Source organism: Flavobacterium aureirubrum, from assembly GCF_038739835.1.
Taxonomy (GTDB): Bacteria; Bacteroidota; Bacteroidia; order Flavobacteriales; family Flavobacteriaceae; genus Flavobacterium; species Flavobacterium aureirubrum.
Genome location: NZ_JBCGDO010000021.1, coordinates 24,326 through 36,588, shown reverse-complemented (window position 1 = coordinate 36,588; position 12,263 = coordinate 24,326). Strand labels below are relative to the sequence as shown.

Here is a 12,263-nt window from a genome sequence, read left to right as displayed (position 1 = left end):
TGCTTACGCAAACTTTTTGTTAGTGGCGATTTCATTCTTGTTGTTTTTTGGGTAATGTAAAATGTAAACAAGCACCACCAGTGGCATTATTGGTTGCCCAAATTTTTCCTTTGTGGTGTTCAATAATCTGTTTGCAAATGGCCAATCCTAATCCGCTACCAATAGGTTTTTTAAAATTCTGATTGGTGGATTGATAAAACTTATCAAAGATAGTATCAAAATCGCTTGGAGCGATTCCTTTTCCGTTGTCACGTACTTCTACTTGCACATAATCAAATTTGTCATAAACGGCTACGGTAATTAATCCTTCTTGTTCAGGACAAAACTTAATGGCATTCGAAATCAAATTAGTAATTACTTGTACTATTCTGTCTTCATCATAATCTACTTTTAAATTGCTATTGCCTTCTACATGCACATGAATACTCTTGTTGTTTACCAACTGTTGTAAAGGTTCAATCGCATTTTCAATGGTTTCGACAATACTATGCGTTGCCAAATATACTTTTTGTTTTCCGGTTTCAAATTTCTCTAAATCGAGTATTTTATCAATCAAACGGTTCAATCTATCCGATTCTGAAATGATGTTTTGCAAAAACTGTTTTCTTAATTCCTCTGGAATTTCATCATCGTCATACAGTATCTCACTCGAAGCACGAATAGCGGTGATTGGTGTTCTCAATTCGTGGGTTACCGTATCTAGAAATTCGTCTTTTTGTTTGTCTTTTCTCATCAAAGATACATTGGCATCATGCAATTTAGCTGAAATTTCTTTGAGCTCGTTGGAGGTTTCTGTCAACTTTTTATTGATGATGATATTCTCTTTTGACTCTTCTAAAATTTTCAACACTTCGGGTAATGAAATCTTTTCTTCTTTGACTACGCTGGAAATTAAGATTTTGGCAGATGCCGTTCCGATGTGACCGGTCAATAAGTTTTCGGAAAATTTAATTAATCGTGCATCGGCTAGTTTTTCATCTTTGTCCACATTATATTTTAGATTAAAAATATTCATGGCACGCTTGGTTCTATCTTCTCCCAAAAATTTAAGTAGTACTTTTTCAATATCCAATCGATAAGCGGTTCCTTTCCATACAAAGGCATTTTCGTGCATGGTGATGTATTTATTGATATCCAAAAACATTTCAGCGTAGTTTCGTTCCCGATAATTACCTTTGAAACTCACTGAAACGGCAATATAAGTCATCAAGTTGAAAAGCAAACTCCAAAAGAAAGCATGTTGCACCGGTTCTAAATAATCTAACCCGAACAGTTGTAACGGTTTCAATAATTTAATACCAAACAAACCATCGCTAATAAATGACGTGTTTAAATCTGTAATTCCCACAGCATATGGTATTACCAATGTATACAAGCAAATTATAAAACCAACTATTATTGCGGATAGCGCTCCTTTTTTTGAACCTCTTCGCCAGAACAAAGCACCAAAAAAAGCAGGTCCTAATTGTGCAATAATTACAAAAGCGATTAATCCAATAGAAAATAGACTGTAATCCAACGCAAAGAAACGGTATATGAAATAGGCAGTAATTATCAAGCAGAAAATTCCAATCTTTCGGATGTTAACAATCTTTTTGTTGATGGTAGATTGCTCGTTGTGTTTTAATCTTCCCAATAAACCGTATGGAATAATCAAGTTGTTACTCACCATAGTAGAAAGTCCGATACTCGAAACCACTATCATGGAAATTGCAGCTGAAAATCCGCCCAGAAACACAAGCACTGTTAACGTTTTATTGTTGAAAAACTGGGGAATTAATAAAGAATAAGTATCGGCATTAACAGTTTGACCGTCAAACAAAATGTTTCCACCCCAAGCAATAGGATACACAAAAAAATTAAACAACAACAAGTACAATGGAAACAACCAAATCGCAGTATTAACATGGTTTTCTCTATTGTTTTCGATTACCGATACTTGAAATTGTCGTGGTAATAAGAAAATAGCAAACATGGAAAGAAAGCACAAGAAAAACCAGTTGATGCCTTGTGCCAATCCACCGATGGTATTCTTTTGTTTAAAGTTATCCAATAAAGAAGCTTTGGCATAAATATCATCAAAACCATCAAAAACAAAGAAGGTAACATAAACCCCAACGACGATAAAAAATACTAATTTCAAAATACTTTCTAATGCTACTGCTGTTACAATTCCTTTTCTTTTTTCAGAAGCATCTACATAGCGTGTTCCATAAATAGACGAGAAAATCGCCAAGGCAAAAGCCACATAAGTGGTGCTGTCATCAAAAACATAGGAACTCGATTTGGTATTAGTTACTAAGTGAAATGTTTCTGAAATAGATTTTAGTTGCAAAGCGATGTAAGGCAAAATTCCAAACAAACAAACAATAGTTACCACCGCACCCAAAAATCTACTATTGCCATAACGTAAAGAAATAAAATCGGCTATGCTGGAAATCTTGTTAACTCTTGAAATGCGAATAATTTTCTTAAGAATTATAATCCAAGCTGGCGCAATAATAATTGGTCCAATATATACTGCTAAATAACTCAATCCGGAATTAGCTGCAACACCGATACTACCATAGTAAGTCCAAGCCGTACAATATACTGCCAGGGAAAGCGAATAAACATAAGCGTTATTAGTCCACTTTGAATTCCCTTTTTTTTCTGCCCAATGCGCAATACCAAAAAGGATTCCCAAATAAAGTGCTAGTATGACTAATAAAACTATACTATTCATGGTAGCGTTTTATGATGATAAAAGATAACAATACCGAAAATAACCATGCCGAAAAAATGTAAATGTAAATAACTGGAAATCCCAAGAAACTACTGGCACTATCAAATAATAGCAGTAGTGGAATGTTAAATCCAAGTAGTAATACTATTGAAATAAATACTAATTTTTGTTGGTGTCTTTGTTTCATTTATATGTAAATAAAAAACCAAAAGCCCTCAATGAATTAAGAGCTCAAGGCTAATCAATTAACTTAAACATTAATCTTCATACTCATCGGTTATAGCATACCACCCAAAAATGGTTAAACCCGTTACTACCATTGGTAAAAGAATAAAGAATACAATTATTCCAAAAACCAAATCATCTTGTTTTCCTGTGGTCAATTTGTATCCAAAAATACCAATTGAAAGATAGGCAACCAGAATTGCTAATGCAATCCATACAATTCCTAAATATTTTTTTAAAGTGTTCATAGTTTACAATTTTAGTCGTGAAGTGTATTAATTTTTCTATCGATATATATCATTCCAATTACGAAACAGACGGCAGCAATTCCTATTGGGTACCATAAGCCTTCCAAATAAAATTCTGCATCACCAGCTTCTTTGGCATTGGTTACAAAATAGGTCGAAATAGCAGGAAGCAGTCCACCAAATATACCATTTCCAACGTGATATGGCAACGACATCGACGTGTATCTTATTTTCACTGGGAACATTTCTACCAGAAAAGCTGCAATCGGACCATAAACCATAGTTACAAAGATTACTTGAATGAAGACCATAAAGATCAAGAACATTTTGTCACTGTCATTAATCATTTTGGTTACTTTAGTTTCAATTTTATCTTTTCCTTTATCGTCAACCATTACTTTTCCTGCTTCAAAATGAATAGTTTTGATTTCTTCAACTGTCGTTCCATCGGTATAAGCTTTTGTTGTTGTATAAATAGAGTCCACTTTTGTGGCATCAACTTCTTTTAATGATGGAACAACTTTTGTATTCGCTGCAATTTCTGTTTTCTGAGATAAATCTGTTGAATTATACATTGCTCTGTAAATTGGTCGATACAGAAAAATGGCTAAAAGCATGCCTGTCATCATAATTGATTTTCGTCCCCATTTGTCACTCAACCAACCAAAAAACACGAAAAATGGTGTTCCCAAAATTAATGCAACTCCCAAAAGCATATCGACTTGTGAAGAGTCGATACTTTGCACCGTTTTCAAAAAATTCATGGCATAAAATTGTCCTGTATACCAAACAACGCCTTGACCCATTGTAGCTCCAAATAATGCCAGAAGAACAAACTTTAAATTGTACTTGTTACCAAAACTCTCTTTTAGCGGATTTGTCGATGTTTTTCCTTCTGATTTTGCTTTGGCAAAAACAGGAGACTCGTCCATGTTTTTACGAATTAAATAAGAAACTAAAACCATTAGAATTGAAACCCAAAATGGAACTCTCCAACCCCAATCATCAAATGCTTCTTTTGATAAAACACTTTTGGTTATTAATATTACCATCAATGAGATAAACAAACCAACAGTAGCTGTAGTTTGTATCCACGATGTCCAATATCCTTTTTCTCCTTTTGGTGCATGTTCAGCAACATAAGTTGCTGCTCCACCATATTCACCTCCTAGTGCTAGTCCTTGCAGTAAACGCAGAATTAAAACTAAAACTGGTGCAATAAATCCTATTGTTTCGTAAGTTGGAATACAACCAATTACAAATGTGGCACCACCCATAAGCATCAACGTTACCATAAAGGTATATTTTCTTCCGATTAAATCGCCTAATCTTCCAAAAAACAATGCTCCAAACGGACGTACTACAAAGCCAGCTGCAAATGTTGCCAACGTTGATAAAAACGCTGCTGTCGGATTATCCGAAGGAAAAAATTTAGTTGATAAAACAACGGCTAAACTTCCAAAGATGTAAAAGTCATACCATTCAATCATAGTTCCCATTGAAGAAGCGGAAATCACTTTCCAAATTCCTTTTGTTGATTTTTTGTCGCTCATATTTATATAGTTTAAAGTTTTAAATAATTAAAATGAATATACTGCTGAAACAGTAGCCCTAAAATTGCCTACTACATTCTCATCACCAGAAATAGACAAATCACTTTTTGTTTTTCCGTGAGTAGCTGAAGTGTACTCAAATTCTGGTGTCAATCTAAATTTATTTTGTTTAAAATCGACTCTCGCAGAAGCTCTCCACATATCCTTTACTCCACGAGTTGCTGTAATTCCTCTTGCATAGATATTTACTGGTGCAACTGTTGAAGAAGTTCCTTCTTGATTTGTATAACCAAAGAAAAAACCAGGAGCTGTTTTTTTATTATTACTTGCGATATCAATCCAAGCAGCATTGGTTTTAATTCCTTCATAAGTTACAGGATTAGAACCATTTGCATAACTAGCATAGCCACCTAACATAACCAGGTGATGCAAATTTTCTCCGCTAATACCATATAATTTAACATGAAATTTTTCATTATTATATTTCAGGTATGCTACTAAAGATGTTGAATTTAAAGTTTCATTCGATTTTAAAATTACAGCAGGAACTGCGGGATTTGTTCCATTTATAGGAATTGCTGGTGTAATAACAGACTCAATTAACGGTTTGTTTGGGTAAAATTCAGCCCCAAAACCCGCTAAGATTGTTTTGCTACGGTATTCAATTTTACCATGCATTGCGGGAATTATACTATTATAAACAGGAGAATTTTGATTTCCATCGGCAGGAAATGCACCAAATTCGCGGTCTTTATAAGCTATAAACGAAAACTTAAATTTGTCATTTAAATTTTGATCAAATCTAAATTGAGTAGCCCATCCAAAAGGATTAAACGGAATTCCTGTCGAGAAGTTTGCTACACCTGGAAAAACTTCAGGAATAAATGTAGGATACCAAGTTTGACCAAAGGTTATAGAATTATTTTTCCACTCTAATTTTGCATACGCATGACGTAATCGAAGCAAAGCTATCGACTGTTGTGTGTTACCAAAAAAATCACCCTCAACTATACCATAAACTTTTGCGCCCCAAACATCAGGACCAGTCGCTTTCACTCCTATTCTTGAAACAACCGATAAAAAGTTGGAAGCACCAGTTTGATTAATGTCCTGACCGTTGGCATCTAATTTTTCGTCCAATGGCCACAAGTTTAAATGATACTCTCGTACTTGTGCTGATTGTCTTGTATCCCAACTGTAATCCACACGAGCGAATCCAAAAACTTCAACTTTGTATGGTTTTTCAGCTGTTACAGTTGATGTTGTTGATTGACCACTTACGACATAATATAAGCTCAAAAATGACAACATAATAAATTTATTCATAAGGTTTAAAATTTGGTTAGTAATTGTTTAACGGTACCAAATTCTAATTTTTTGTGAATGAAAAAAATTATGATATATATATTTGTAAATACTATAGCTAATCTTTAAAACGCTCCCATTTAATAAGCATAAACTTGTCGCCAAGTTCAGTAATAATCATACCTGCGCCTTTAAGTATGTCCTTATTTTTTAAAAACTCTACCAATTCCAGGTGATTATAAATCTTGTAGGTTGGATGATAGTCGGTGTGATTAGGTTTGGTGATTTTAAATTCTTTTACCCAATTACTAACTGTAACATGTGAAACACCTAAAATACGCTCAATTTCTCGGTAACTAACCCCTTCTAAATAGAGTTGCAATGCTTTGGTCACATAGTAGTTATCAATCTTTTTACCTAATTTGTTTACTGTGAAATAATAATTACATTTTTTGCATAAAAACCGCTGTCTGTCTTTGATAACACCACTTTTTACTACGGCTTCGTTTTGGCATTTAGGACAAGCTAAAATTTCCATATATATAAATTTTGCATAAATATACTTAATTAGCAAATATGTAAAAACGATATTTATATTTTTTTTAGATAAAAATTACATTTACCACAAAATAATAAGCTTAAATTTATCAAAATACAACTTAAAACTCATTAGAGGAATAATAATAAAGATATATCTTGCTAATTAGCTTAATTTAGAAATTAGCAATCTTCTAAAAAATTTCAGAAAAATAGTTTTAATTTGTAATAAACAAATACCACTATGCAATTCAACCCAAACAACCTTGAACGTTCCGCAATCTATAAATTACTGACAGGTTCAATTATTCCTCGTCCTATCGGCTGGATTTCTTCCATTAGCGAAGACGGTATCAACAACCTTGCTCCTTTTTCTTATTTCAACATGCTCGGCGATGATCCCCCACATCTCATGTTTTCAACCGGAATTGGTAATCGTACCCAAAAGGATACTCTTGTTAATGTTCTGGCAACCAAACAATTTGTTGTCAATATGGTTACTGAAGAATTGGTTGAACAAATGAATATCACAGCAAAAGCAGTTCCTTATGATGTTGACGAATTTGAATTAGCGGGTGTAACGCCAATTGCCTCCAAAAAAATAAAACCAATGCGAGTTAAGGAAAGTCCCATAAATTTTGAATGTGAATTAGTCCATCATTATTTTCTTGAAGACCATAAAAATGGTGGAGCTTGTGTCCTAATTGGTCGAATAGTAATGATGCATTTTGATGAAACTGTTTTAGCAGACAATTATAAAATCAATCTGGAGAACTACAACCCTATTGCACGATTAGCAGGTTCTAATTATGCTAAACTAGGAGAATTGTTTTCCATAAAAAGAATAATTGAGTAAGAATTTCAGATTTAAGAAATTATACAGATTTTTAAAATTATTCAAATTTCTTTTATCTGAGTTCAAAAAAAATTAAAAATAAAAAAACAAATCAGCGATAATTCGCGTTGCAAAGCATTCGATTTATCCGCGTTCCATAAAATTATGAAAATAGCAGTTATAGGTGGCGGTCCTGGTGGACTTTACTTTTCGATACTTACCAAAAAAGCAAAACCCGATTGGGAAATAACTGTCTTTGAAAGAAATAAACCTGATGATAGCTTTGGCTTTGGAGTTGTTTTTTCAGATGAAACCTTAAGCGAATTTCTAAAAAGAGATATGCAGTCTTATGAATTAATTCGCTCCAATTTTGCCTATTGGGATGACATTATAATTGCTCGAGATGGACAAAGTGTAAAAATTGCAGGAAATGGATTTTGTGGCTGTTCCAGAAAAAAATTGTTACAACTATTGCACCAACGTTGCCAAGAAGAAGGCGTAAAGCTGCACTTCGAACAAAATGTAGACGACTTATCGCAATTTTCAAACTCAGATATCATTGTCGCTTGTGATGGTATCGGAAGTCAGGTCAGAACGCAGTTTCAGGAGCAATTTGGAACCAAAATAGTATTGAAACAAAATCGTTTTGTGTGGTGTGGTTCAACAAAACCATTAGATGCGTTTACTTATTTTTTTAGAAACACGCCACACGGATTGATTGTAGCTCATTCTTATCAATACGAACCTGGAATGAGCACATGGATTTTTGAATGTAGTAATGAAACTTGGGAAAAACATGGGTTTGAAATCAGCAATGAAGCCGATACCATTGCTAGAATTGAAAACATATTTGCGCAAGAATTAGATGGTCATTCGTTAATTACAAACAAATCACATTGGCGTCAATTTCCTCATGTTACCAACGAAAAATGGTATCATAAAAATATCGTTCTTCTCGGCGATGCCAAAGCAACTGCACACTACTCCATCGGTTCAGGAACAAAATTAGCCATGGATAGCGCCATTGGTCTGTCTGATGCTGTTTTAGCAAATCCAAACGATGTTCAAGCTGCTTTTCAACAGTATGACAAATCCCGAAGAAATACCGTTGAGATGATACAACATGCAGCATTAGTATCGCTTGATTGGTTTGAAAATATGGATAGAAATAACCAACATCCATTTTACCAATTTGCATTCGGATGCATGACACGTTCTAAAAAAGTAACTTTCGAAAATTTAAAATTAAGAGATGAAAGTTTTACAAATAAAGTTCTAGAAGAATTCAATGACAATTGCAATATCAATTTCAAAAATCAATCGGCTGCTTTTTCAACCTTTAGACTTCGAGATTTACAATTGCAAAACCGAATTGTAATGTCATCCATGGGACAATATTCAGCAAAAAATGGGCTGGTAAACGATTGGCATTTTCAACATTATACATCGAGAGCAATTGGCGGTTTAGGATTAATAATGACTGAAATGACAGCTGTTTCAGAAACTGGACGTATTACTTTAGGTTGTACAGGTATTTATAATGAAAATCAAATAATTGAATGGAAAAGAATAACTAATTTCATTCATCAAAATACACTAACTAAAATCGGAATTCAATTAGGTCATTCAGGTCGAAAAGGTGCTACAAAAAAACCTTGGGAAAATGAATTTACTTGTCCCGAGACTTCGGGATGGGAATTAATTTCCGCCTCAGCAATTCCGTTTAATGAAAATGCTGCAACACCAAAAGAAGTGACGTTATCAGATATGGATTTGATAACTTCACAATTCGTCCAAGCAACAAAAAATGCTACCGAAGCCGATTTTGACATGATTGAATTACAAGCACATCACGGATTTTTATTGGCTTCCTTCCTATCGCCATTGACAAATATTCGAAATGATGAATTTGGCGGAAGCATCGAAAACCGATTAAAATTTCCTTTACGTGTTTTCACCGAAATGCGAAACGTTTTTCCAAAAGAAAAACCCATGTCGGTTCGAATTTCAGCAACAGATTGGGCAGAAAACGGAATTTCTGAAGAAGATGTAATCGCAATTGCAACGGCTTTTAAAAACGCTGGAGCAGATATCATAAATGTATCATCTGGAAATACTGTAGCTAATCAAAAACCACAAACAGGCAGAATGTGGCAAGTTCCGTTTTCAGATACCATTCGAAATACAGTACATATTCCAACAATTACAGCTGGAAACATAACTGATATTGATCAAATAAACACCATAATTTTAAATGGTAAAGCTGATTTAGTGGCTTTAGGGAAACCGTTGTTGCTCGATGCTAATTTTGTACGCAACGCGCAAGCCTATGAACAATTTCAACCTGAAGATATTCCAAATCAATACAAAATGGGAATTTCACATTTATATCCATTAAAAGCTTCAGAACGAAGACAAACCGAAGGAATGAAAAAAGCGTTGAAACCGAAGAGTAATAAAAAGTAAAAAGCTGAATATTGTATGATTGTATATTGTAAAGTTGTACCAATATACTGTTATACAATATACAATATACAATTTTTCAAATGAAACATTACGAAGATAATTTTGCACACAACAATCTTCCTAATCAGGATTTACAACCTGATTATACTTTCTTGGATTTACCTCAATTCAGTCATTCAGATCCCGAAATTTCGGGACTAAATTGCGTTCATCGATTACTGGATTTTCATATCGAAAATGGAAACGGTAACAACATTTGCATTCGTACATTCACAGAAACTTGGACCCATCAAGATTTATATGAAAAAGCAAATCAAATTGCTCATGTTTTAGTGGATGATTTGGGATTAAAATCTGGAAATAGAGTTTTAATTCGTTCTGCCAATAATCCAATGATGGTCGCTTGTTGGTTTGCCATTCTAAAAGCTGGCGGAATTGTAGTTGCAACAATGCCACTTCTTCGCTCCAAAGAATTAACAACCATAATTAATTGTGCCGAAATCAGTCATGCTATTTGCGACAGCGAATTATCCGAAGAAATGAATTTAGTAAAATCAGATTTTCTACAAGAAGTCAGTTTCTTCAGAAATGGTTCCGTCCGAAAATTTGGGGATTCGGGATTGGAACAATTAATGGCTACCAAACCCATAACTTTTGATAATTTTCATTCCAAAGCTGACAGTGTTGCGCTAATAGGTTTTACATCAGGAACAACAGGTTTGCCAAAAATGACGGCTCATTACCACAAAGACCTTCTGAATATTTGCGAAGCATTTCCAAATTATTCATTACAACCAAAACAAAATGATGTGTTTACAGGAAGTCCGCCAATTGGATTTACCTTTGGTCTAGGTGGATTGGTTTTGTTCCCAATGTATTTTGGAGCATCAACTTTTTTAATCGAAAAACCTTCGCCAGACCTTTTGCTGCAAGCCATTCAAGATTACAAAATAACCGTATGTTTCACAGCACCAACAGCTTGGCGAATTATAACAACTAAAGTAAACGAATTTGATATTTCCAGCTTACGCAAATGTGTTTCAGCAGGAGAAACTTTACCCTTGAAAGTTTGGCAAGATTGGTATGAAACTACTGGTTTGAAAATCATCGATGGTATTGGCGCAACCGAACTTTTGCATATCTTTATATCGTCCAACGAAACCAACATCAAACCTGGCGCAACTGGTTTAGCAATAACGGGTTACGAAGCTAAAATTATTGATACAAACGGAAATGAAGTCCCAAGAAATCAAGCCGGAAAATTGGCCGTTCGTGGCATTACAGGTTGTAAATATCTTAATCGTGAAGAAAAACAAAAGGAATATGTCGAAAACGGTTGGAACATCACGGGCGATATATTTCGTCAAGACGAAGACGGCTATTTTTGGTTCGTAGCTCGTGGCGACGATATGATTATTTCCGCTGGATACAATATTGCAGCGATTGAAGTAGAAAGTGTTTTACTAACCCATGAAGCTATTTTAGAATGTGCAGTTGTGGGTTTGCCCGACGAAGAACGTGGTATGTTAGTTTGTGCACACATTGTTTTAAAAGAGCAATCAAACGCTACAGAAAACATGAAAAATCACATTCAACATTGGTTCAAGCAAGTCGCTGCGCCATACAAATATCCAAGAGTAATTTATTTTGTTGAAACATTACCCAAAACAGAAACCGGTAAAATTCAACGATTTAAATTGAAAAATTAGTTTTTTTGGAGCTATTTCCAGCTTTACACTGCAATCTTTTTATTTATAAAGATAAATAAAAAGGATTTCCGTTTCAATCTGGGCTAAAACATCAGGAATGACTAGTAACAAATTTAAAATCCGTGTTAATCTGTAAAATCAGTTTAATCCGTGGCAAAAAATAAATAAAATAGATAAAATAATCAGAATTCGTACAAATTTGTACTATTCGAATAAAAAATAACAAATGAAATTCATAAAACAAGAAAAAATACGTTTCAAACACATCGACTACGCCGGAATAGTGTTCTATCCCCGATTTTTAGAAATGCTCAACGATTTAGTGGAAGATTGGTTCGAGGAAGCATTAGAAAGACCTTTCTCCAAAATGCACGAAACGAATGGTATTCCAACAGTAGATTTGAAAGTGCAATTCAAAAACGCTGCTAGAATTGGCGAAATTCTAACCAAATCACTTTGGGTAAAAGAACTAAAAAACTCCTCTATCATCTGTGGATTTCAATTTATAAACCAACAAGAAAAAACCGTACTCGAAGGCGAAGTAACGCTAGTAAACGTAGCCATTCAAGAAGACCGACAAAGCATCAAAACCGAAGCGTTCAATGAGAAAATGAAAAATAATATTTTAAATTATATTCAGTCTTAATACTTAATACTCCA

The 12,263-nt window shown here is 34.2% G+C and carries 10 protein-coding genes; 4 read left to right on the top strand and 6 right to left on the bottom strand.

What is annotated here, in order from left to right; all coding sequences use genetic code 11:
- Nucleotides 1–31: 31 nt before the first annotated feature.
- From WFZ85_RS13315 to WFZ85_RS13290, 6 genes are all read right to left on the bottom strand, one after another.
- Nucleotides 32–2,725: an ATP-binding protein gene (locus WFZ85_RS13315; RefSeq protein WP_342696790.1), complete on the bottom strand. Its 2,694-nt coding sequence runs from the start codon at nt 2,723–2,725 to the stop codon at nt 32–34.
- Nucleotides 2,718–2,912 carry a hypothetical protein gene (locus WFZ85_RS13310; protein WP_342696789.1) on the bottom strand — a complete coding sequence of 65 codons (195 nt, stop codon included), beginning with the start codon at nt 2,910–2,912 and terminating at the stop codon, nt 2,718–2,720. The genes WFZ85_RS13315 and WFZ85_RS13310 overlap by 8 nt, the downstream gene beginning before the upstream one ends.
- 70 nt (nt 2,913–2,982) lie before the next feature.
- Entirely contained in the window at nt 2,983–3,198 is a 216-nt protein-coding gene (locus WFZ85_RS13305; RefSeq protein WP_342696788.1) for a DUF6814 family protein, read from the bottom strand.
- Between the two features lie 11 nt (nt 3,199–3,209).
- A complete protein-coding gene (locus WFZ85_RS13300; RefSeq protein ID WP_342696787.1) occupies nt 3,210–4,751 on the bottom strand; it encodes an MFS transporter in 1,542 nt (513 codons plus the stop codon).
- 27 nt (nt 4,752–4,778) lie between these two features.
- A complete protein-coding gene (locus WFZ85_RS13295; protein ID WP_342696786.1) occupies nt 4,779–6,077 on the bottom strand; it encodes a hypothetical protein in 1,299 nt (432 codons plus the stop codon).
- Nucleotides 6,078–6,174: 97 nt separating this feature from the next.
- Nucleotides 6,175–6,594, bottom strand: coding sequence for an IS1/IS1595 family N-terminal zinc-binding domain-containing protein (locus WFZ85_RS13290; RefSeq protein ID WP_342696785.1), 420 nt, complete (start codon nt 6,592–6,594; stop codon nt 6,175–6,177).
- A gap of 243 nt (nt 6,595–6,837) precedes the next feature.
- On the opposite strand from WFZ85_RS13290, the gene WFZ85_RS13285 reads away from it, so the two are divergent.
- From WFZ85_RS13285 to WFZ85_RS13270, 4 genes are all read left to right on the top strand, one after another.
- The gene (locus WFZ85_RS13285; RefSeq protein ID WP_342696784.1) at nt 6,838–7,449 is read left to right on the top strand and encodes a flavin reductase family protein; all 612 of its coding nucleotides are present in this window, start codon (nt 6,838–6,840) and stop codon (nt 7,447–7,449) included.
- A gap of 144 nt (nt 7,450–7,593) precedes the next feature.
- Complete coding sequence (locus tag WFZ85_RS13280; RefSeq protein WP_342696783.1) at nt 7,594–9,894, top strand: oxidoreductase; 2,301 nt, start codon at nt 7,594–7,596, stop codon at nt 9,892–9,894.
- An 80-nt stretch (nt 9,895–9,974) separates the two neighbouring features.
- Entirely contained in the window at nt 9,975–11,603 is a 1,629-nt protein-coding gene (locus WFZ85_RS13275) for an AMP-binding protein (RefSeq protein WP_342696782.1), read from the top strand.
- Nucleotides 11,604–11,829: 226 nt separating this feature from the next.
- A complete protein-coding gene (locus tag WFZ85_RS13270) occupies nt 11,830–12,249 on the top strand; it encodes an acyl-CoA thioesterase (protein ID WP_342696781.1) in 420 nt (139 codons plus the stop codon).
- The last annotated feature ends 14 nt before the right edge of the window (nt 12,250–12,263 follow it).